This is a genomic window from Homoserinimonas sedimenticola (genome assembly GCF_026094475.1).
GTDB classification, from domain to species: domain Bacteria; phylum Actinomycetota; class Actinomycetes; order Actinomycetales; family Microbacteriaceae; genus Homoserinimonas; species Homoserinimonas sedimenticola.
This window is the reverse complement of the sequence record NZ_JAPELL010000002.1, coordinates 466,634-486,723: the sequence shown is the minus strand read 5'-3', so window position 1 is coordinate 486,723 and position 20,090 is coordinate 466,634. Positions and strand designations below refer to the sequence as shown.

The following is a 20,090-nucleotide window of genomic DNA, read 5'->3' as shown; positions in this document are numbered from 1 at the left end:
GGAGGTGCCGACCTCGACTCCCGCGCCGCTCACGGTGCCACTCCGTTCGTCGTCAGTCCTGTCGCCTCGGGAAGGGCCAGCGCGATGTTCATCGACTGGACGGCGGCCCCCGCCGTGCCCTTCACAAGGTTGTCGATGGCGCTCACGACGACGACGCGCCCTGTCGCCTCATCGAGTGCGAGGCCCATGAGGGCGGTGTTGGCCCCGAGCACATCGGCCGTCTTCGGGAACTCCCCCGCAGGCAGAACAGAAACGAAGGGTTCCGCAGCGTAGGCCTGCTCCCACGCGGCCTGCAGGTCGGAGAGGGCCACCCCCGGCACGATCTGCGCCGTGCTCGTCGCCAGGATCCCCCGCGACATCGGCACCAGAACGGGCGTGAAGGAGATGGATGCCCCCTCCCCTCCCGCTGCCGCTAGGTTTTGCACGATCTCCGGCGTGTGCCGGTGGGTGCCGCCCACCGCATAGGGCATCGCCGAGCCGTGGATCTCGCTCGCGAGTAGATGGGGTTTGAGCGCCTTGCCTGCGCCCGACGTGCCGACCGCGAGCACCGACACGAGATCCTGCGGCTGCAGCAGGCCAGCCTGGATGCCCGGGGCGAGACCCAGCGTGATCGCGGTCACGTTGCATCCGGGCACCGCGATCCGCCGCGCGCCGACCAGCCGCTCGCGCTGGCGCGAACCGTCAGTGAGCAGGAGTTCGGGAAGACCGTAGGCCCAGGCGCCATAGAACTCGCCGCCATAGAACTTGTCCCAGTCGTCCTCGGAGGTGAGACGGTGGTCAGCCCCGCAGTCGATCACGAGGGCCTCGTCGCCCAGGTGGTCGGTCAGCTCGCCCGACTTGCCGTGCGGCAGGGCGACGAAGACGACATCGTGACCCGCGAGATTCTCGGGGGTCGTGTCGACGAGGGCGAGGTGCTCGAGCGAGCGGAGATGTGGTTGCGCCGCGACGAGCGGCTGCCCGGCGTTGGAGTGGGCGGTGACGGTCGTGATCGTGACATCCGGGTGGGCCGCAAGAATGCGCAGCAGTTCGCCACCCGCATAGCCGCTCGCGCCGGCGACGGCAACGGAGAGGGTCATGGGTTCTACCTTATGAGAGGAACGGACAATGATAGGCCGGAGGCGGCGACGCGGCGGCTGAACGAATCGGTCAGCGAGGCGACGTCGCCGAGAGTCGGCGCACGCGGAACAGCTCGGGGCGACGCTCGCCGAGCCGGGTTCCACGGATCATGTCCACCCGAACACTGTAGCGCCTACCGGGCGCCCGCGTGACTACTCGCGCAGGGACGCCCTGAAACGCTCCGCCGCGAGTGCGACGCCCGCGAGACGCGCATCGGATGCCTCGGCCGCCGTCAGCGTGCGATCAGGCCCCCGGAAGCGCAGCGCGAAGGTCAGCGAACGGCTGCCCTCCGGGATGCCCTGGCCGCGGTAGTCGTCGACGAGCGCGGCATGCTCGAGCAGCGCGCCGGCCCCCTCCGTGAGGGCGGCGAGCACATCTCCCGCGGGAACCTCCATCGGCACGACGAGCGAGACGTCCTGCGTCGCCGCCGGGTAGGTCGAGATGGGCGCTGTCACGACCTCCCGGGCACCGAGCTCGATGAGGGCATTGAGGTCGAGCTCCAGCAGCGCCACGACGCGCGGCAGGTCGAGATCGTCCGCGATCGCGGGAAGAAGCTCACCAGCGACCCCGACCACCCGATCGCCCGCGAAGATCTCAGCCGTCCGGCCCGGGTGCATCGCGGGGTGGCTGCCCTGCTCGACGCGCAGCGGCACGGCGAGACCCGCACCCAGCTGACGGGCAGCGTCGATCGCATCGACGAGCGAGGCAGGCACGGCAGCCTCACCGGGCTGACGCACGACGCGGTCGCCCACGAAGAGCGCGGCGACATGCCACGGCTGCGGGGGGATGCCGGCATTCAGTTCCGCGACGACGTCGTCGCCCGGGTGGGCGTTACCGACGGGGAGTGAATCGCTGCCGTAGGCCTTCCCCGCCTCCGGCAGGAACACGGTGCCGACCTCGAAGAGGGCAAGATCCGTGAGGCCGCGGGAGAGGTTGCGACGCGCCGTGTCGAGCAGGCCGGGAATGAGGCTGCGGCGCAGGAGCGGCACCTCGGCATCGAGCGCGTTGGCAAGGCGCATGGCGGGGGCATCCCCCGAGAAGCGCTTGTGCGTCGCCGCCGACACGAAGGGGTAGGACTGCACCTCGGTGAGGCCACCCGCCGCCAGCATGGTCGATGCGGCACGCCGCATCCGCTGCTCGCGGGTCAGGCCGCGGCCGGGAGGCGCAACGGGAAGGATCGAGGGGATGCGGTCGTAGCCGACGAGGCGCGCGACCTCTTCCGCGAGAGTGGGCTCATCGTCGAGGTCGGGCCGCCAGCTGGGCGGGGTCACAAGGAACGCACCCTCGGATGCCTCGACCCGCGCCCCGATCGCCTCGAGCGAGCCGCGCACCTCCTCGGGCGTGTACTCGACACCGAGCAGCGCCGAGACAAGGCCGTCGCGCAGGGTGATGGTAGAGGGAGCGGGCGCTTCGATGAGGGACGATCCGAGCTCGTCGATCGTGCCGCCGCCGAGCTCCACGAGGAGCTGGGCAACCCGCGCCGCTGCGGCCTCCGCGACGAGCGGGTCCACGCCGCGCTCGAAGCGCTTCGACGCCTCGCTCGGCAGCTTGTGACGACGCGCCGTGCGGGCGATCGAGACGGGGTCGAAGTTCGCGGCCTCGATGAGCACGTCGCTCGTGGCATCCGAGATCTCGGTCGCGGCGCCGCCCATGACGCCAGCGAGCCCGATCGGCCCGGACTCGTCAGTGATGAGCAGGTCCTCCGTGCTGAGCTTTCGCACCTGGTCGTCGAGGGTCGTGAGGGTCTCCCCCGCGTTCGCCCGGCGCACCGTGATGCCGCCGCTCAGCTTCGCGAGATCGTAGCCGTGAATCGGCTGGCCGAGCTCGAACATGACGTAGTTCGTCACGTCGACCGCGAGCGAGATCGAGCGCACGCCCGCGAGCCGCAGGCGCGACACCATCCAGGCGGGGGTCGGGCGGGTCGGATCGATACCCCGCACGACGCGCGTGACGAAGACCGAGCATCCGTTCCGCCCGCGAATGGGAGCCTGATCGGCGACCGTGACGGGGAAGCCCGTGTGCGGGGCCTCGACGAGCTCGAGCAGCGCGGGGGCGAGGGCGGGGTCGCGGAAGACGGCGCCCGTCGAGTTCGAGTACTCGCGGGCGATGCCGCGGATCGAGAAGGCGTAGCCACGGTCGGGCGTCACGTTGACCTCGACCGCGACATCGTCGAGGCCGAGGAGGGCGATCGCATCCGTGCCGGGTGCGGGGTCGAGACCCAGCTCGGTGAGGCGCAGGATGCCGGAGTGCTCCTCCCCAAGGCCGAGCTCCTTCGCGGAGGCGATCATGCCGTCACTCACGTGCCCGTAGGTCTTGCGGGCCGAGATCGGGAACGGGCCGGGCAGCACGGCGCCCGGCAGCGACACGACGACCTTGTCACCGGGGAAGAAGTTGTGGGCGCCGCAGACGATGCCACGCGGCTCAGACTCCCCCACGTCGACCTGGCACCAGCGGATCGTCTTGCCGTTCGACTGCGGCTCGTCGACAAACTCGAGGACGGTGCCGACAACGATGGGGCCGACAAGCTCGCCGCGGTGGATGTCCTCCTCCTCGAGGCCCACGCGCACGAGTGCCGCGTGGATCTCCTCGGGCGTCGCCTCCGCGGGGACGTCGACGAACTCACGGAGCCACGAGAGTGGGACGCGCATCAGACCACCATTCCGAACTGCTGCGAGAAGCGGATGTCGCCCTCGACCATGTCGCGCATGTCATTCATGTCGTTGCGGAACTGCAGCGTGCGCTCGATGCCCATTCCGAAGGCGAAGCCCTGGTACTCCTCGGGGTCGATGCCGGCCGCCCGCAGCACGTTGCGATTGACCATGCCGCATCCGCCCCACTCGACCCAGCGCGCGCCGCCCTTGGCGTTCGGCTGCCAGACGTCCATCTCTGCGCTCGGCTCTGTGAAGGGGAAGTAGTTGGGGCGCAGGCGGATCTTCGCCTCCTCGCCGAACATCGCCCGGGCAAGGTGCTCGAGCGTGCCGCGCAGGTGCGCCATCGTGAGGCCGCGGTCGATCGCGATGCCCTCGATCTGGTTGAAGACGGGGGTGTGCGTCGCGTCGAGCTCGTCCGTGCGGTACGTGCGGCCCGGGGCGACGACGTAGACCGGAAGCGGGCGCTCGAGCAGCGAACGGATCTGCACGGGCGAGGTGTGCGTGCGCATGACGAGGTGCGACGCGACAGGGTCGATGAAGAACGTGTCCTGCATCGCGCGCGCCGGGTGATCCTCGTCGAAGTTGAGGGCGTCGAAGTTGAACCACTCGTTCTCGAGCTCGGGGCCCTCCGCGACCTCCCAGCCCATGCCGACGAAGACATCCGACATCTGCTCCATGAGCAGGGTGAGCGGATGCCGCGCGCCCGGGTTCCAGCGCGACGGAAGAGCCGTGACATCCACCGCCTCCGCGGCGAGCCGCGCGGTCTCCTCCTCAGCCGCGACCTGCGCCTCGCGGCTCGCGAAGGCCTGGTTCACCCGGCCGCGGGCCTGCCCCACGAGCTTGCCGAGAGCAGCCTTCTGCTCGTTCGGCACATCGCGCAGGCTCGCATTGAGCTTCGCGAGCGTCGATGCCTCACCGAGGTGGGCGGAGCGGACCGACTTGAGCGCGGACGTGTCGCCGGCGTCGGCGATCGCCGCGAGCGCGGCATCCACCGCCTCGGCGACTCGGGACTCGGTGATGAGGGGTTCTGACACGAGAGACGAGTCTACCGGCGAGGCGGAGTCATGCCGTCGCGGTCAGCGTGGCCCCCAGCCACCGGTCGCGCCGTAATTCTCAGCCTTCACTCGGCCCCCGATGAACTGCGGGTCGTCCTCGCCCTTGTCACTTGCAGCGCCGATCGTCTTGCCCAGCTTGGGGCCGCTGCGCTTCGCGATGAGACGCGCCACCCACGAAAGCAGGAGGTTCATCGTGAGGTAGATCGCGAGGGCCACAAAAAAGAGGGAGAAGACGTAGCGGCTGCCGAAGAAGTTGGCAATGTAGGTGGTCGTTGTGCGCAGGAGTTCCGGGTAGCCCACGATGTAGGCGAGCGCTGTGTCCTTCAGCAGTACGACAAGCTGCGCGATGATGATCGGCAGCATCTGCCGGAATGCCTGCGGGAACTCGATGATGAATCGCGTGCGCAGAGGGGTGAGGCCGATCGCCAGTCCGCTCTCCCGCTGTCCCTTGGGGAGGGACTGGATGCCTGCCCTCAGCGCCTCACCGATGATTGCGCCGTTATACAGGGCGAGGGCGCCGACGCCCGCCCAGTAGGGCTCGACGCCGAACACGAGAAGGATGAAGAGGATCAACAGAAGCACGGGCATGCCGCGGAAGAACTCGAGCAGTACGGTCGACGGTGTGCGAACCCAGGGCGTCAGCGCCGAGCGACCGAAGGAGAAGAGGATGCCGACGACGATCGCGAAGACGGCTGCGACCGCGGCCATGCGGAGCGTGTTGAGTACGCCTTCGCCGATGAACCGCCAGACCTGCACGTCGAGGAAAATGTCCCAGCGAGAGGCGTCGAAAAGCCCTGGCTGCTCCGTCCCATTGGCGGAGACCCGAGGGGCGGCAAGCCCGGCAATGAGGGCCGCAAGCCCGCCGAGGATGACGATCACGCCCACGATCGAGATGATGAGCGAGCGACGGCGGGCCTTGGGGCCGGGAGCGTCATAGAGAACGGAGGTCATCGGATCACCGCCAGCTTCTTCTCGACCCGACCGGCAGCGATGCCGAGCGGGATCGTGATTAGGAGGTAAAGGGCAGCGGCGGCGAGGAGGAGAGCGATGACCGAATCCCCTCGCTCGTTTGCCGCGGTGCGGGCGACGGCGAAGATCTCGACCACGAAGAACGCTCCTGCCACGGACGTGTTCTTCGTCAGGGCGATGAAGACATTGATGAGCGGCGGGATGACCATCCGGATCGCCTGCGGGAGAACCACGAGGGTCACGACCTGCCCGAAGGGGAGGCCGATGCTGCGTGCCGCCTCGGCCTGACCTACCGCAACGCCGTTGATCCCGGAGCGCAGGGCCTCAGCGACGAAGGGCGAGGTGTATGCCATGAGGCCAATGAGCGCCAGCGGGTAATACCCGGGATAGAAGTCGAGATACGGGAGGATCGTCGCGCAGAAGAACAGCACGAGCGTCAGCGGCGTGTTGCGCAGGATCTCGGTGTAGGCGGTCGCAAAGGCCCGTAGGGAGGCGACCGGCGAGATCCGCATGGCCGCGATGATCAGGCCGATCACGAGAGCGCCGAGGCCCGAGAAGACCAGCAGGCTCAAAGTGACGAGGAATGCCTCGCCGAACTGCGGCAGGAACTGGATGATGGCATCCACTGGCGGGGCCTCCTCGGGTGGTGTCGTGATGGAGTGGTGTGCAGGGCCGGCGGCCCCTCCGCGAGGAAGGGCCGCCGGCCTGCGAATGGTGCCTAGTAGCGGTCGACCGCCGGGGGCTCGGGCGTCTCGAGCACGCTGCCGGCCGTGGCCTCCCAGGCCTCGGCCCAACGGCCGTCCTCGTAGGCCTCCTCCAGCACATCGTTGATGAAGGTGCGGAACGCGTCGTCGCCCTTCTCGATGCCGATGCCGTAGGGCTCAGCCGTGAAGGGGTTGCCGACGACCTCGAACTCGCCCTCGTTCTGGTCTGCAAGACCCGCGAGGATGACGTTGTCAGTGGTCACGGCGACGACCTCGCCGCGGCGAAGCGGCTCAAGGCAGGCGGAGTAGGTCTCGGCCTGGAGCACGTTGGACGTGTACTCCTGGATGTTGGCCAGGGACGTCGAGCCCGTCACGGTGCAGACGGCCGCGTCGGGGTTCTCCTCGAAGTATTCAGCACCCTCGATCCCCTCGGGGTTCCCCTCGAGCACGAGGAGGTCCTGACCTGCCTCATAGTACGGGCCCGCAAAGTCGATGACCTCCTTGCGGGTGTCGTTGATCGTGTACGTCGCCACGACCATGTCGACCTGGCCATCCTGGATGAAGGGCTCGCGGTTGGCGGAGACAGTCTCGACCCAATCGATGTCCTCGGGCGCGATGCCCAGCTCTGCCGCGATGATCTTGCCGATCTCGACGTCGAAGCCGACCGGCTCGCCGTCGAGGCCCTGGAGGCCGAAGAGCGGCTGGTCGAACTTCGTGCCGATCGTGATGCTGCCGGCCTCGTTGAGCTCGGCCATGGTCGTGCCGGCCTCGAACTCGACGCTCTCGTCGACCTCGGGCTCGGTGCCCGCGCCAGAGTCGCTACATCCGCTCAGGACGAGCGCTGCAGCAATCGCCGCCGCGCCGAGAGTCATGCTCTTGGTGATTCGCATGCCTGTCTCCTTTTGTGCTGTGTCAGCTCGCCACCGGTTAGTGGTCGAGGATCTTCGAGAGGAATTCCTTCGCCCTCGGAGTCTGGGGGTTGGTGAAGAATGACTCGGGGTCGCTCTCCTCGACGATCTCGCCGTCAGCCATGAACACGACGCGGTCGGCAGCCTTGCGGGCGAAGCCCATCTCGTGCGTGACGACGACCATGGTCATGCCCTCCTTCGCGAGGCCCACCATGACATCGAGCACCTCGTTGATCATCTCGGGGTCGAGGGCCGAGGTCGGCTCGTCAAAGAGCATGACCTTGGGCTTCATCGCCAGAGCGCGGGCGATCGCGACCCGCTGCTGCTGGCCGCCCGAGAGCTGGGAGGGCATCTTCTCCGCCTGCACGCCCACGCCGACGCGGTCGAGGATGGCGCGAGCATCCGTCTCCGCCTCCTTCTTGGGGCGGCGGCGCACCTTGATGGGACCGAGCGTGACGTTCTCGAGGATCGTCTTGTGAGCGAAGAGGTTGAAGGACTGGAAGACCATGCCCACATCCGCGCGGAGGGCGGCGAGAGCCTTGCCCTCCTCCGGCAGCTTCTTGCCGTCGATGCGGATCTCACCGGAGGAGATCGTCTCAAGACGGTTGATGGCGCGGCACAGCGTCGACTTGCCGGAGCCCGAAGGGCCAATGACAACAACGACCTCACCCTTGTTGACCGTCAGGTTGATGTCCTTGAGCGCCTGGAAGTCGCCGTAGAACTTGTCGACGTTCTCCACGACGACAAGGGGTTGCCCCTTCTTTGCCAGGATCGGGTTGCTCGTCGTCTCGAATGCCGGGGCAGGATGAGCGCCACCATCGTTCAGGGTCATGAAGACAAACCTACTGGGCGGAGCAACTACGGGTGTGACCGTTCGCATGCGTTATCTGTTTGTAACGCGATAAGCCGTTCAGCTGCGCTGCGCGAAGGCACTCTCGTAGAGGCACACGGATGCTGCGGTCGCGAGGTTCATCGACTCGGCCCGGCCGTAGATCGGCACCGAGACGGCGCGATCCGCGAGGGCGAGGAAGTCGTCGCTGAGACCCCGCGCCTCGTTGCCGAAGAGCCAGGCGGTCGGCGCCGCGAGCACGCCGTCCTGGCGCGCCGCCAAGAGGTCATCGCCCTTGATGTCCGCAGCCAGCACCTGCAGACCGGAGTCGCGAAGACGCTCCCGAAGCGACGGGAAGTCAGCCCCCACCGCGATGGGCACATGGAAGAGCGATCCCGTCGTCGAACGCACGACCTTAGGGTTGTACAGGTCGACCGCGCGGCCACTGAAGATGACGCCGTCGGCGCCGGCGGCATCCGCAGCACGGATGATCGTGCCCGCGTTGCCCGGATCCCGCACCTCCTCCAGCACGACCAGGAGACGGGGCTCCTCGGCGAGCAGGTCCTTCACCGCGACAGGAAACTGCCGGCACACCGCGACAACACCCTGCGGCGTCACCGTGTCGGCCATCGCGTCGAGCACCTGCTCGGTCACGAACTGCACATCGAGGTCGGCAGCGGATGCTGCATCCGCCAGCCCCTCATACCGCTCAAGCGCCGTGGGCGTGACGTAGAGCTCCACCAGCAGCTCGGGGCGCCACTCGAGCGCCTCCGAGACCACCTGGGGTCCCTCCAAAAGAAAGAGCCCGGTCTCAGACCGGGCGTCTCTCTTGCGAAGTTTCGCTACGCCACGCACACGGGGTGAGCGCGGGTTGTCAAGCATGGCCCCAAGTCTAGGGCCGCTAAGGCTCGGACTACGCCGAAACCTTGGGGGCCGACGTGTCGGACGGCAGAGCGGCCTTGGCGGTCGCAACGATGGCCGTGAACGTCTTGGGGTCGTTGACCGCCATGTCGGCAAGCATGCGACGGTCGACCTCGATGCCCGCGAGGCCGAGACCCTGGATGAAGCGGTTGTAGGTCAGGCCGTTGGCGCGCGACGCGGCGTTGATGCGCTGGATCCAGAGGCGACGGAAGTCACCCTTGCGGGCGCGACGGTCGCGGTACGCGTAGACGAGCGAGTGGGTGACCTGCTCCTTCGCCTTGCGGTAGAGGCGCGAACGCTGGCCGCGGTAACCGCTGGCGCGCTCGAGGATGACGCGACGCTTCTTGTGGGCGTTGACAGCCCGCTTTACTCTTGCCATTTTCTATGTTCCTTGATCTGGCTCGGCGTTACTTGCCGAGAAGCTTCTTGATGACCTTGGCGTCCTGCGGCGCCAGCACCTGGTCGGCGTTGAGGCGGCGCTTGCGCTGACCCGACTTCACCTCGAGGTTGTGGCGCATGCCGGCCTGCTGCTTCATGACCTTGCCGCTGCCGGTGACCTTGAACCGCTTCTTGGCCCCGGAGTGGGACTTCTGCTTGGGCATTTCTCTCCTTTGTTGCTGTCGTGCTCGATGACGCCCGAACGGGCGAAACTCGTGGGGCGGACTATTCCGCCGACTGGCCGGCCTCGGCCTGGGGCTCACGCGACTTGCTCGGCTTGCGAGCATCCGCCTCAGCCTTCGCCTCAGCCTTGGTCTTGAGCGGCCCGATGACCATCGTCATGTTGCGCCCGTCGATCGTCGGCGTCGACTCGACCGAACCGAACTCCGCCACATCCTCCGCGAAACGCTGCAGCAGACGGACGCCCTGCTCGGGGCGCGACTGCTCACGGCCGCGAAACAGGATCATGGCCTTGACCTTGTCACCCTGCTTGAGGAAGCCCTCGGCGCGCTTGCGCTTCGTCTCGTAGTCGTGGGTGTCGATCTTCAGCCTGAAACGAACCTCCTTGAGGATCGTGTTCGACTGGTTGCGCTTGGCCTCCTTGGCCTTCTGCGCCGTCTCGTACTTGAACTTGCCGAAGTCCATGATCTTGACGACGGGCGGCCGGGAGTTCGGCGCGACCTCAACCAGGTCGAGATCGGCCTCCTGGGCAAGACGAAGCGCTTCCTCGATGCGGACTACGCCGACCTGCTCGCCCCCGGGGCCGACAAGGCGGACCTCGGGAACGCGGATGCGCTCGTTGGTTCTGGGATCGCTGATGCGGTGCTCCTCGTGTACTCGTCTGCAAAAACTGTGTGCCTGGCCTGCGGCGGATGCCGTGGCGACGAGAGTGAGGATTCACACCAGCCTGCTGCGTCAGGCGACGAGAACAGCACTGGTACGGCACCCTGAACTGCTACCGGCGAGCACTCACGTGCACGTCGGCGGGGTGCCAACAACCCGGTAACCTTGTGAAGCAGGGCGGTCAAGCGCGGGTGGGAGAATCTCCACTTTCGTATCCGAAACCGACATCGGCTCCGGAGCCCGAACGATTCTAACAGAGGAACCCTTGATGAGCGATACCCCGTCCGCCGAACCCCACGGCAACGACATCTACGACCTGCCGCTCGGCGCCGCCCGCGACATTTCCGAGGTACCCGCCGTCGAGGTCATCAACACCGTCTGCGTTCACCTCATGAGCGCCGCCGCGGTCAAGTGCGGCCTTGCCGACGACCCCGGGGCAGAGACCGACCTCGACGAGGCGCGCAAGCTCATCACGGCCCTCGCAGGCCTCATCACGGCCGCCGCGCCCGACCTCTCCGACTCACACGCGCGCCCCCTGCGCGACGGGCTGCGCTCACTGCAGCTCGCCTTCCGCGAGGCGTCGTCGATTCCGGATGCCCCGGGCAAGGGCCCCGGCGAGAAGTTCACGGGGCCCGTGAGCTAGGTCGCAGCGACGACCCTAAGGGCGAGGGAGTCGACCCGCGTCGCGATGACCTCGCTGCGGGACCAGCGGTCCTGCAGGCGGGACAGCAGCGTCGAGAGCGCCGCCTCGTCGAGGCCCGGGCGCAGTGCGAGCTCCACCACGAGCTCCGGACCGTGGAGCTGGGCAGCCGGATCCCCCGCGCGCAGGGAGACGCCCGCGACATCCGCCTCGCCCTGGGCTGACGACGCGAACTCTGCACTCACCGCCTCGTCATCGAGGGGAGAACGCCAGTCCTTGGACTGGGCGACCGCCCACAGTGCGGGTCGCCGAACCACAAACTCCGTGTCGCTCGTCGGGTCGACCACGACGAGATCGGTCGACTCGTCGGCCGCAGCAAGGGCCACGCGCACCGCATCGGCGGGAACCGGGCGGGCCTTCGGATTCCACGCCTGCATCGCGGCCACAGAGCTGAAGACGGGCAGCACCGAGCGCCCGTCGGGCCCCGCGACCGTCACGATCGCGAGATCGGCGCTCTTGTCCACTGTGACGCCGCGCTCATTCGTGCCGGACTCCCCGAGCGATGCGACGAGCGGAATCAGCAGGCGCACCCCACGGAGCGCGTCCACGACATCCGCTTGGGCAGCACGCCCGGCCCGAAACGCGCCAATGGCGCGGAGATACTCGGGCGGAGCCGAGCCGTCATCGTCGGCAAAAGGGGTCTCACCGAAGGAGCGCCCCGCCCACGGCTGGCCCGCCGAGTCGGTGCCACCGACCGGATGCTCGTGGTGCGGACCCGAGGTCACGCGCCGGCGACGTCCAACGCCTGGGCCAGCGTGAACGCGCCGTTGTAGAGGGCCTTGCCCACGATGGCGCCCTCAAGCCCGAGGGGGACAAGCTCGCGCAACGCGATCAGGTCGTCGAGGCTCGAGATGCCGCCCGAGGCGATGACGGGTTTGGGTGTGTGCTCGAGCACCTCGCGAAGCAACCCGACATTGGGGCCCTGCATCGTGCCGTCCTTCGTGACATCCGTGACGACATAGCGGGCGCATCCCGCCTCCTCGAGTCGGTCCATGACCGCCCACAGGTCGCCGCCATCCTGAGTCCAGCCGCGCGTCGCGAGCGTCGTGCCGCGCACGTCCAGCCCGACCGCGATCGCCTCCCCGTATTCGGAGATGACATGCGCCGCCCACTCCGGATTCTCCAGGGCCGCAGTGCCCAGATTGAGACGCTTCGCGCCCGTCGCAAGCGCCGACTCGAGCGAGCGGTCATCACGGATGCCGCCCGAAAGCTCGATGTTGAGCACGCCGCGCACCTGCCGGATCACCTTCTTGATGACGCCGTGATTGCTGCCGCGCCCGAAGGCCGCATCGAGATCGACGAGGTGAATCCACTCGGCGCCCTGCGCCGCCCACGACTCCGCCGCGGAGATCGGATCCCCGTAGCTTGTCTCACTGCCCGCTTCGCCCCGCGTCAGACGCACGGCCTTGCCATCGGAGACATCCACAGCGGGGAACAGCGTGAGGCCTGGGGTCTTGTTGAACTCGCTCATCTAGGGCTTTCTCGGCGTGATCGCCAGGTTGCAAGAGGGGGATTCGAGCGCGATTTCGCGCAACAAGACACCGATACTACTCCCGATCCCAAGCCGCGCGAATTCGCCGGCGTCAGAGCGTGCGGAGCCAGTTGGAGAGCACGCGGATGCCCGGCTCTCCTGACTTCTCCGGGTGGAACTGCGTGGCGCTCAGAGGGCCGTTCTCGACCGCCGCGAGGAAGCGACCGCCATGCTCCGCCCACGTGAGACGCGCCGCCGGGAACGGGGGCATCGCATCAATGCCCCACTCCTTGGCGCCGTAGGAGTGGACGAAGTAGAACCGCTCGTCGGCAACGCCGTCGAACAGAACCGAATCCTCGGGAACGTCGACGGTATTCCAGCCCATGTGCGGCACGACAGGGGCGTCGAGCTGGTCGACCGTGCCCGGCCACTCCCCCAGACCCTCCGTCGTGAGGCCGCGCTCGATACCGCGCTCGAACATGACCTGCATACCCACGCAGATGCCGAGCACCGGGCGACCTCCCGCCAGGCGACGGTCGATCATCTCGGCACCGTTCACGCCCTCCAGCGCCTTCATGACGGCCGAGAACGCACCCACTCCTGGCACGAGCAGGCCATCAGCCGCCGCCACCTTCGCGGCATCCGCCGTCAACTCGACGTTGGCACCCGCCAGCTCGAGCGCCTTGACGGCCGAGTGCACGTTGCCGCTGCCGTAATCGAGCACGGCAACGCTCGGACGGGCAGCGGTCACAGCGCCCCCTTCGTCGACGGGATGCCGCTGACGCGGGCATCCGCTTCGATCGCCTTGCGCAGCGCACGGGCGAACGCCTTGAACTCTGCCTCGGCGATGTGGTGCGGATCGCGCCCGCCCAGCACGCGGATGTGCACCGTGAGGCCCGCGTGGAACGTGATCGCCTCGAAGACGTGGCGCACCATGGAACCCGTGAAGTGACCACCGATGAGGTGGAACTCGAAACCGGCCGGCTCCCCGTCGTGCACAAGGAACGGGCGCCCCGAGACATCGACGACCGCGCTCACGAGCGCCTCGTCGAGCGGCACCATGGCGTCGCCGAACCGCGAGATGCCCGCCTTGTCGCCGAGAGCCTGACCCAGAGCCTTGCCGAGGACGATGCCGATGTCCTCGACCGTGTGGTGCACATCGATCTCGATGTCGCCCTTCGCGCGCACGGTGAGGTCGATAAGGGAGTGCTTGGCGAGGGCCGTCAGCATGTGGTCGAAGAAGGGCACCGAGGTGTCGATGTCGGCGCGACCCGTGCCGTCGAGGTCGAGCGAGAGCTCGATGCTCGATTCGCTCGTCTCTCGGCTCAGCTGAGCCACCCTGCGCCCTTGGCCTGCGGCCTGCTCTGCCATTCGTGATTCCTCGTCTCGCACCGGCGCGACAGGTCGGTCACGCCACCGTTTCGGAGCTCCAGCCCCGGCCCCCCAGTCTAGCGACGGCGCCCGATCCGCCGCCGGGCGTTCACTGACGGCCGAACTCAGCGCCACCAAGGTCCTGGAGCGTCTCCAGGAACAGCGTCGTCTCCTGCTCCGTGCCCGCCGTCACTCGCAGATGGTGCGGGATGCCCAGGTCACGGATGATGATGTCCCGCTCCAGCAGTGCCTCGAAGAGCGCGTGCGGCTGGTGCACTCCGCCGAAGAGCACGAAGTTGGCCTCGCTCGGCCACACCGTGAAGCCGAGCTTCGGCAGCTCAGCAAGCAGACGATCGCGCTGCCCACGGATGTCGTCGACCATCGCGAGCATCTCATCCGTGTGGTCGAGCGCCGCGATCGCCGCAGCCTGCGTCAACGCGGAGAGGTGGTACGGAAGGCGCACGAGCCGAATGGCGTCGCACACGGCGGGATCGGCCACCATATAGCCCACGCGGGCACCGGCGAAGGCGAAGGCCTTACTCATGGTGCGCGAGACGATCAACCGCTCGCGTCCCTCGAGAAGCGTCAGGGCACTGGGGGTTCCGTCCGGGGCGAACTCGGCATAGGCCTCGTCGACGACAACCATGCCATTCGTCGCGTCATACGCGGCCGTGATCGCATCGAGGTCGAGCGGCGTGCCCGTCGGGTTGTTGGGGGCGCAGAGGAAGATCAGATCGGGAGAGGTCTTCTCGATCCACTCCGTGACGAGCGACGGTGTGAGTTCGAAGCCCGGATCCCGCTCCCCCGCGATCCAGGTGGTGTCGGTTCCCGCCGCGATGATCGAGTGCATGGAGTAAGTGGGCGGAAATCCGAGAACGGTGCGGCCCGGCCCGCCGAAAGCCTGGAGGATCTGCTGGAGCACCTCGTTGGAGCCGTTCGCCGCCCAGAGATGATCCGCCGTCATCTCGTGACCGACATAGCGCGCGAGGCGTTCGCGCAGCGTTGTGAACTCGCGGTCCGGGTAGCGGTTGATGCCCAGGAGCGCCTGGGCAAGAGAGGTCACGACATCATGCGCGACGCCCTCCGGGATCGGATGCGTGTTCTCGTTGACGTTGAGGGCGACCCGCACCTGCTTCTGAGGAGCGCCGTAGGGGGTCAGTCCCCTGAGGTTGTCGCGGAGGGGAAGGTCTGCCAGTGAAGCCACCCCATCATCTTAGGAGGGGTGAACCCGTGGCGGAGCAGGCCGCAGCGGCGCGCAATGCCGCCCGACAGGGCCAGTCCTCGCCTGAGAGAGCCAGGACTCAGCCGGAGTAGGCGGCGGGCACGAAGAGCCGCTGGCCGGGAACGACCTCAACCGAGTCGAGCTGATTCACCTCGACGAAACGGGCGATGACCTCACGAGGATCCTCGTTAGGCGCGACCTCGCTTGCGACCGCCCACAGGGACTGGCCCGCCGAGATCGTCACGGACTCGAGAGGAGCGCCCGAGGAGTTGGTCGCCGTCGCCATACCGCCGTTGAGCCCGAGCAGGAGGGCGATCACGACAAGGGGCGTCGCCGCGAGCGTCGTGAAGACGATGCGGCCGCGCCGCGTGAGGCGCAGTCGGGGGGCCGCCGAGGAGGAGGCGCTGCTGGTGGCGGTCGTGCTCATGAGGTTGCTCCTTTCGCCCGTCGTGCTGCGTGAACTGCGGCCTGGCAAGAATCCGCCCCGGGATTCGGCCGGGAACCCCGGGGGCGGATCTTTGTACCGAACATATCTTCGAATGTCGCCGGGCGCAAGTCCCGATCTGGCGCATGCGTCCCGAAAAATGCGGCGACACACTCGAACACATGTTTGTTTCACACCGCTGGGGCGGATACAGTTTCGATTACTGCTTGAGAGCCAAGCAGCACCCACCGACATTCGGCCGACGAGGAGCCCATGGACGAGAAGGCATCACCCCGGCGCCGCAAGAGCCTGAGCGAGAAGCAGCTCGCAATTCTCGAGTTCATCCAGCGGGCCGTCGCGACGCGCGGATACCCGCCGAGCATGCGCGAGATCGGTGACGCTGTCGGCCTCGCCTCCCTCTCGAGCGTCACGCACCAGCTCGGGCAGCTCGAGTTGAGCGGCTACCTTCGCCGAGACCCGCACCGGCCCCGCGCCATCGAGGTGCTCATCGACCTACCCCAGGGCGATCGCGACGAGGCGGACGCCAGCACGGATGCCGCGGCATCCGCCCCCCTCGGCGATGCCGCCATGGTGCCGCTCGTCGGGCGCATCGCGGCCGGCATCCCGATCACGGCGGAGGAGCAAATCGACGAGGTGTTCCCCGTGCCGCGCCAACTCGTGGGCAAGGGTGACCTCTTCATGCTCAAGGTCGTGGGCGACTCGATGATCGACGCCGCCATCTGCGACGGCGACTGGATCGTTGTGCGGCAGCAGAAGACGGCCGAGAATGGCGACATTGTCGCCGCCATGCTCGACGACGAGGCGACCGTCAAGGTGTTCCAGCAGCGCGACGGCCACACGTGGCTCCTGCCCCGTAACAGCGCCTTCGCGCCGATCTTGGGCGACTACGCCGAGGTGCTCGGCAAGGTCGTCGCCGTCTTGCGCTCCGTTTAGACGCCGGCTTTCACGCTTCAACCGCCACCCGCGCAACCTCCGCATCCATCGCCGGTTATCCCTCCACAGGAGGATGCCCCCATGCCCGCGCGTGCCCTAGCGTCGTCTCGGCGGGGCGACCGCCCCGCGACGTGAACGGAAGGTGCACATGATCGAGGCGACGGCGCTCAGCAAGCGCTATGGCAGCCGCACGGCGGTCGATGGAATCGACTTCACCGTGCGACCCGGAATCGTCACGGGCTTCCTCGGCCCCAACGGCGCCGGCAAATCGACGACGATGCGAATGATCGTCGGGCTCGACCGCCCGACGGCAGGAGCGGTCACCGTCAACGGCAAGGCCTACCGCGAGCAGCGAGCTCCCCTGCGCGAAGTCGGCGTGCTCCTCGACGCGAAGGCCATGCACACAGGACGCAGCGCGTACCACCACCTGCTCGCCATGGCGGCCACGCACGGCATCGGCAAGCAGCGGGTGAATGAGGTCATCGAACTGACGGGTCTCTCGAGCGTCGCCCGCAAGCGCGTCGGCGGCTTCTCCCTCGGCATGGGACAGCGGCTCGGAATCGCCGCAGCGCTACTCGGCGACCCCGCGACCCTCATCCTCGACGAACCCGTCAACGGCCTCGACCCCGAGGGTGTGCAGTGGGTGCGCAAGCTCGTGCGCCACCTCGCCGGGGAGGGGCGGACGGTGCTCCTCTCCTCCCACCTCATGAGTGAGATGTCACAGACCGCCGACCACATCATCGTGCTCGGCCGTGGTCGCGTGCTGGCGGATGCCCCCGTCGACGAGATCATTGCGGGGGCGGGCGGAGCGACCGTGCGCGTGCGCACCCCGCGCCCCGACCTGCTGGCCGCAGCCCTCCCGGAGGCTCAGCACAGCACGCTGTCCGACGGCGCGCTCAGCGTCAGCGGAGCCACGGCGGAGCAGGTGGGCGAGGCCGCCGCGCGGAGCGGCGTCGTGCTGCACGAGCTCACTCCCGTCGCCAGCTCCCTCGAGGAGGCCTACATGGCGCTCACGCAGGACGAGATCGAGTATCGCGCGGGCGGAACACCCGCCGCCGTGGAGGAGACCCGATGACCGCGACATCCGCCACCGTGCGCCAGGATGCACACCTCACACTCGGCCGCGTCGTGCGCTCCGAGTGGATCAAGTTCACGAGCCTGCGCTCGACCTACTGGACCACGGGCATCATCCTCGTGCTCTGGCTGGGCATCGCGCTCCTCTTCGCCCTCACCGCCAACTTCACGGCAGTCGGGCCCGACGGGCAGCCGATCGAGCCCAACGACGAGATGCGCCAGAGCGTCACGATGACCGCCGTCACGACGGGCGCGTTCTTCGGGATGCTCGTAGCCGCGATCCAGGGCGTGCTGACGATCTCCGGCGAGTACTCGACGGGGATGATCCGCTCGAGTCTCGCCGCAGTGCCTGGCCGCCTCGCCGTGCTCCTCGGGAAGGCCGTCGTGGTCTTCGTCTGGATGTTCCTGCTGGGCGCCGTGAGCTCCCTGGGCGCCTACCTCGTGGCGCTCCCGTTCCTCGGCTCCTACGACCTTGCCGTGCCGCTCGGGAGCGAGGAGCTGCTCGCGATGCTCGGCGCCGCCGCATACCTGGGCATCGTCGGCCTCTTCGGGCTCGGAATCGGCACCCTCGTGCGCTCGGCAGCCGGCGGCATAGCGATCACAGTCGCTGTGCTCATGGTGATCCCCATGGCCCTCGGCGTGCTCAGCATCTGGATCGATGGCATCGAGGACATCGTCCCCTACATGCTCGACTCGGCCGGCAACGCCATGATGACGATTCCGAGCGACACCGAGGCGGCCCTGCCACCCGGCATGGAGGCCCCCACCGTGCTCGCACCGCCCGTCGCCGCGCTCGTCGCATCGGCCTGGGCCGCGGTAGCCCTCGTCCTGGGCGCTCTCGCCCTCAAGGGGCGCGACGCGTGAGGCAGGGCGCGCCTTCGGCTGCGGCCGGAGGCGCGCCTACTCGCCCGCGCGGAACTCCGACAGCCCCGCGACATCCTGCTGGCGCACCCGCACGCGAAGGCGAGTGCCGCCCTCCTCGTAGGAGGTGGAGTCGATGATCGCCCTGTCATGTAGGGATGCCACGACCTCACCGCGATCAAAGGGCACGAGAAGCTCGAGCTCCACATCGGGCGACGGCAAAAGCTCGGCGATGCGCGCGAGAAGCTCCTCCACGCCCTCCCCCGTGCGGGCGGAGGCGAAGATGCCGTCGGGCTCGAGGCCGCGCAGCAGCAGACGCTGATCGTCGTCGGCGAGGTCCACCTTGTTGAAGACGACGATCTCGGGGATGTCGCGCGCGCCCACCTCGCCGATGACGTCGCGTACGGTCGAGAGCTGGCTCGCCGGGTCAGGGTGAGAGGCGTCGACGACGTGCACGATGACATCCGCCTCCGCGACCTCCTCGAGCGTCGAGCGGAACGCCTCGACGAGCTGGTGGGGCAGATTGCGCACGAAGCCCACCGTGTCGGTGAGGGTGTACTGCCGCCCATCAGCCGTCTCCGAGCGACGGACGGTCGCATCGAGCGTCGCAAAGAGAGCGTTCTCGACGAGCACGCCCGCACGAGTGATGCGGTTGAGCAGGCTCGACTTGCCCGCGTTGGTATAGCCGGCGATCGCCACGCTCGGCACCTCGAAGCGGTTGCGGTTCGCCCGCTTCGCTTCCCGGGCTGGGGCGAACTCCTTGATCTGTCGACGCAGCTTCGCCATCCGGGAATGGATGCGGCGGCGGTCGAGCTCGATCTTGGTCTCACCCGGACCACGGCTGCCCATGCCGGCCCCCGCACCGCCGACCTGCCCACCGGCCTGGCGAGACATCGACTCACCCCACCCGCGCAGGCGCGGAAGAAGGTATTCGAGCTGGGCGAGTTCCACCTGAGCCTTGCCCTCGCGGCTCTTCGCGTGCTGGCTGAAGATGTCGAGAATGACGGCCGTGCGGTCGATGACCTTGACCTTGATGACGTCCTCGAGAGCGCGACGCTGGCTCGGGGCAAGCTCACCATCCACGATGACCGTATCGGCGCCGACCGCGGCGACCACGCCGCGCAGCTCCTCCGCCTTCCCCTTGCCGAAGTAGGTGCTCGGGTCGGGCGTCGTCCTTCTCTGCAGCAGGCCGTCGAGCACGACGGCACCCGCCGTCTCCGCGAGCGCGAAGAGCTCGCGCATCGAGTTCTCCGCCTCCTGGAGCTTCCCCTGGGCGTAGATGCCGATCAGGACGACCTTCTCGAGCCGCAACTGGCGATACTCGACCTCGGTGACATCCTCGAGCTCGGTCGACAGCCCGGAGACGCGACGCAGTGCCTCGCGCTCCTCGCGATCGAACTGCTCGCCATCCGCGTCGATCCTGAGCGAGGCATCCGCCTGCTGGAGCGCCTGGGCGCGGCCGCTCGTGAAGATGGTCGACCCGGTTGCGCGCCTCTCGGCGCTCGCGAGAACGCGGTCGATAACATCATCGTCGCGACGCTCGTCAGTCTCACGTTCAGTCATTGGGTTAACCCTAGCT

General features: G+C 67.9%; 22 protein-coding genes. 4 read left to right on the top strand and 18 right to left on the bottom strand.

Translation table 11 applies throughout. The annotated features are described in order from the left end of the window. Positions 1–29: 29 nt before the first annotated feature. The 11 genes from argC to infC all read right to left on the bottom strand — a co-directional run bounded on the left by argC (position 30) and on the right by infC (position 10,410). The gene (gene argC, locus OH146_RS13525; RefSeq protein WP_265161645.1) at positions 30–1,076 is read right to left on the bottom strand and encodes an N-acetyl-gamma-glutamyl-phosphate reductase; all 1,047 of its coding nucleotides are present in this window, start codon (positions 1,074–1,076) and stop codon (positions 30–32) included. Positions 1,077–1,268: 192 nt separating this feature from the next. Next, a complete protein-coding gene (gene pheT, locus OH146_RS13520; RefSeq protein ID WP_265161643.1) occupies positions 1,269–3,764 on the bottom strand; it encodes a phenylalanine--tRNA ligase subunit beta in 2,496 nt (831 codons plus the stop codon). After that, the gene (pheS, locus tag OH146_RS13515) at positions 3,764–4,801 is read right to left on the bottom strand and encodes a phenylalanine--tRNA ligase subunit alpha (protein ID WP_265161641.1); all 1,038 of its coding nucleotides are present in this window, start codon (positions 4,799–4,801) and stop codon (positions 3,764–3,766) included. The genes pheT and pheS overlap by 1 nt, the downstream gene beginning before the upstream one ends. Positions 4,802–4,843: 42 nt before the next feature. Further along, a complete protein-coding gene (locus OH146_RS13510) occupies positions 4,844–5,773 on the bottom strand; it encodes an amino acid ABC transporter permease (RefSeq protein ID WP_265161639.1) in 930 nt (309 codons plus the stop codon). Beyond that, positions 5,770–6,417 (bottom strand): amino acid ABC transporter permease, encoded by a 648-nt coding sequence (locus OH146_RS13505; protein WP_265161636.1) that lies wholly within the window; start codon positions 6,415–6,417, stop codon positions 5,770–5,772. Before OH146_RS13505 ends, OH146_RS13510 begins: the two co-directional genes overlap by 4 nt. A gap of 92 nt (positions 6,418–6,509) precedes the next feature. Then, positions 6,510–7,385, bottom strand: a complete 876-nt coding sequence (locus tag OH146_RS13500) for a glutamate ABC transporter substrate-binding protein (RefSeq protein WP_265161633.1) — start codon at positions 7,383–7,385, stop codon at positions 6,510–6,512. A gap of 37 nt (positions 7,386–7,422) precedes the next feature. After that, positions 7,423–8,235 carry an amino acid ABC transporter ATP-binding protein gene (locus OH146_RS13495; RefSeq protein ID WP_265161632.1) on the bottom strand — a complete coding sequence of 271 codons (813 nt, stop codon included), beginning with the start codon at positions 8,233–8,235 and terminating at the stop codon, positions 7,423–7,425. A gap of 78 nt (positions 8,236–8,313) precedes the next feature. Then, on the bottom strand, positions 8,314–9,114 hold the full coding sequence (locus OH146_RS13490) for a TrmH family RNA methyltransferase (protein ID WP_265161630.1): 801 nt from the start codon (positions 9,112–9,114) through the stop codon (positions 8,314–8,316). A 31-nt stretch (positions 9,115–9,145) separates the two neighbouring features. Next, positions 9,146–9,532: a 50S ribosomal protein L20 gene (gene rplT / locus OH146_RS13485; RefSeq protein WP_265161627.1), complete on the bottom strand. Its 387-nt coding sequence runs from the start codon at positions 9,530–9,532 to the stop codon at positions 9,146–9,148. Between the two features lie 28 nt (positions 9,533–9,560). Further along, a complete protein-coding gene (gene rpmI / locus OH146_RS13480) occupies positions 9,561–9,755 on the bottom strand; it encodes a 50S ribosomal protein L35 (protein WP_265161625.1) in 195 nt (64 codons plus the stop codon). Between the two features lie 61 nt (positions 9,756–9,816). Beyond that, the gene (infC, locus tag OH146_RS13475; RefSeq protein ID WP_265161721.1) at positions 9,817–10,410 is read right to left on the bottom strand and encodes a translation initiation factor IF-3; all 594 of its coding nucleotides are present in this window, start codon (positions 10,408–10,410) and stop codon (positions 9,817–9,819) included. A gap of 292 nt (positions 10,411–10,702) precedes the next feature. Here infC and OH146_RS13470 point away from each other — a divergent pair, with 292 nt between their 5' ends. Continuing rightward, positions 10,703–11,077, top strand: coding sequence for a DUF1844 domain-containing protein (locus OH146_RS13470; protein WP_265161623.1), 375 nt, complete (start codon positions 10,703–10,705; stop codon positions 11,075–11,077). Here the strand turns inward: OH146_RS13470 and OH146_RS13465 are convergent. From OH146_RS13465 to OH146_RS13440, 6 genes are all read right to left on the bottom strand, one after another. Next, complete coding sequence (locus tag OH146_RS13465; protein ID WP_265161621.1) at positions 11,074–11,859, bottom strand: SseB family protein; 786 nt, start codon at positions 11,857–11,859, stop codon at positions 11,074–11,076. The genes OH146_RS13470 and OH146_RS13465 overlap by 4 nt on opposite strands. Next, positions 11,856–12,605, bottom strand: coding sequence for a bifunctional 1-(5-phosphoribosyl)-5-((5-phosphoribosylamino)methylideneamino)imidazole-4-carboxamide isomerase/phosphoribosylanthranilate isomerase PriA (gene priA / locus OH146_RS13460; RefSeq protein ID WP_265161619.1), 750 nt, complete (start codon positions 12,603–12,605; stop codon positions 11,856–11,858). The genes OH146_RS13465 and priA overlap by 4 nt, the downstream gene beginning before the upstream one ends. Positions 12,606–12,717: 112 nt before the next feature. Beyond that, the gene (gene hisH, locus OH146_RS13455) at positions 12,718–13,356 is read right to left on the bottom strand and encodes an imidazole glycerol phosphate synthase subunit HisH (RefSeq protein ID WP_265161617.1); all 639 of its coding nucleotides are present in this window, start codon (positions 13,354–13,356) and stop codon (positions 12,718–12,720) included. Continuing rightward, on the bottom strand, positions 13,353–13,976 hold the full coding sequence (gene hisB, locus OH146_RS13450) for an imidazoleglycerol-phosphate dehydratase HisB (RefSeq protein WP_265161615.1): 624 nt from the start codon (positions 13,974–13,976) through the stop codon (positions 13,353–13,355). Before hisB ends, hisH begins: the two co-directional genes overlap by 4 nt. A 109-nt stretch (positions 13,977–14,085) precedes the next feature. After that, the gene (locus OH146_RS13445) at positions 14,086–15,180 is read right to left on the bottom strand and encodes a histidinol-phosphate transaminase (RefSeq protein WP_265161613.1); all 1,095 of its coding nucleotides are present in this window, start codon (positions 15,178–15,180) and stop codon (positions 14,086–14,088) included. Positions 15,181–15,277: 97 nt separating this feature from the next. Further along, on the bottom strand, positions 15,278–15,625 hold the full coding sequence (locus tag OH146_RS13440; RefSeq protein WP_265161611.1) for a hypothetical protein: 348 nt from the start codon (positions 15,623–15,625) through the stop codon (positions 15,278–15,280). A 270-nt stretch (positions 15,626–15,895) separates the two neighbouring features. On the opposite strand from OH146_RS13440, the gene lexA reads away from it, so the two are divergent. From lexA to OH146_RS13425, 3 genes are all read left to right on the top strand, one after another. Then, on the top strand, positions 15,896–16,576 hold the full coding sequence (gene lexA, locus OH146_RS13435; RefSeq protein WP_265161609.1) for a transcriptional repressor LexA: 681 nt from the start codon (positions 15,896–15,898) through the stop codon (positions 16,574–16,576). A 148-nt stretch (positions 16,577–16,724) separates the two neighbouring features. After that, positions 16,725–17,651 (top strand): ABC transporter ATP-binding protein, encoded by a 927-nt coding sequence (locus tag OH146_RS13430; protein WP_265161607.1) that lies wholly within the window; start codon positions 16,725–16,727, stop codon positions 17,649–17,651. Further along, positions 17,648–18,514, top strand: coding sequence for an ABC transporter permease (locus OH146_RS13425; RefSeq protein ID WP_265161605.1), 867 nt, complete (start codon positions 17,648–17,650; stop codon positions 18,512–18,514). Before OH146_RS13430 ends, OH146_RS13425 begins: the two co-directional genes overlap by 4 nt. A 36-nt stretch (positions 18,515–18,550) precedes the next feature. Here the strand turns inward: OH146_RS13425 and hflX are convergent, their stop codons facing one another. Continuing rightward, positions 18,551–20,074, bottom strand: coding sequence for a GTPase HflX (gene hflX / locus OH146_RS13420; RefSeq protein WP_265161603.1), 1,524 nt, complete (start codon positions 20,072–20,074; stop codon positions 18,551–18,553). Positions 20,075–20,090 lie beyond the last annotated feature (16 nt).

What these genes read in the sequence shown, in the direction of transcription:
- rpmI (WP_265161625.1), bottom strand. Translation starts at nt 9,755, where the DNA reads ATGCCCAAGCAGAAGTCCCACTCCGGGGCCAAGAAGCGGTTCAAGGTC.
- priA (WP_265161619.1), bottom strand. Translation starts at nt 12,605, where the DNA reads ATGAGCGAGTTCAACAAGACCCCAGGCCTCACGCTGTTCCCCGCTGTG.
- argC (WP_265161645.1), bottom strand. Translation starts at nt 1,076, where the DNA reads ATGACCCTCTCCGTTGCCGTCGCCGGCGCGAGCGGCTATGCGGGTGGC.
- OH146_RS13495 (WP_265161632.1), bottom strand. Translation starts at nt 8,235, where the DNA reads ATGACCCTGAACGATGGTGGCGCTCATCCTGCCCCGGCATTCGAGACG.
- OH146_RS13510 (WP_265161639.1), bottom strand. Translation starts at nt 5,773, where the DNA reads ATGACCTCCGTTCTCTATGACGCTCCCGGCCCCAAGGCCCGCCGTCGC.
- rplT (WP_265161627.1), bottom strand. Translation starts at nt 9,532, where the DNA reads ATGGCAAGAGTAAAGCGGGCTGTCAACGCCCACAAGAAGCGTCGCGTC.
- OH146_RS13425 (WP_265161605.1), top strand. Translation starts at nt 17,648, where the DNA reads ATGACCGCGACATCCGCCACCGTGCGCCAGGATGCACACCTCACACTC.
- OH146_RS13440 (WP_265161611.1), bottom strand. Translation starts at nt 15,625, where the DNA reads ATGAGCACGACCGCCACCAGCAGCGCCTCCTCCTCGGCGGCCCCCCGA.
- lexA (WP_265161609.1), top strand. Translation starts at nt 15,896, where the DNA reads ATGGACGAGAAGGCATCACCCCGGCGCCGCAAGAGCCTGAGCGAGAAG.
- pheT (WP_265161643.1), bottom strand. Translation starts at nt 3,764, where the DNA reads ATGCGCGTCCCACTCTCGTGGCTCCGTGAGTTCGTCGACGTCCCCGCG.
- hisB (WP_265161615.1), bottom strand. Translation starts at nt 13,976, where the DNA reads ATGGCAGAGCAGGCCGCAGGCCAAGGGCGCAGGGTGGCTCAGCTGAGC.
- OH146_RS13430 (WP_265161607.1), top strand. Translation starts at nt 16,725, where the DNA reads ATGATCGAGGCGACGGCGCTCAGCAAGCGCTATGGCAGCCGCACGGCG.
- OH146_RS13470 (WP_265161623.1), top strand. Translation starts at nt 10,703, where the DNA reads ATGAGCGATACCCCGTCCGCCGAACCCCACGGCAACGACATCTACGAC.
- OH146_RS13490 (WP_265161630.1), bottom strand. Translation starts at nt 9,114, where the DNA reads ATGCTTGACAACCCGCGCTCACCCCGTGTGCGTGGCGTAGCGAAACTT.
- hflX (WP_265161603.1), bottom strand. Translation starts at nt 20,074, where the DNA reads ATGACTGAACGTGAGACTGACGAGCGTCGCGACGATGATGTTATCGAC.
- OH146_RS13500 (WP_265161633.1), bottom strand. Translation starts at nt 7,385, where the DNA reads ATGCGAATCACCAAGAGCATGACTCTCGGCGCGGCGGCGATTGCTGCA.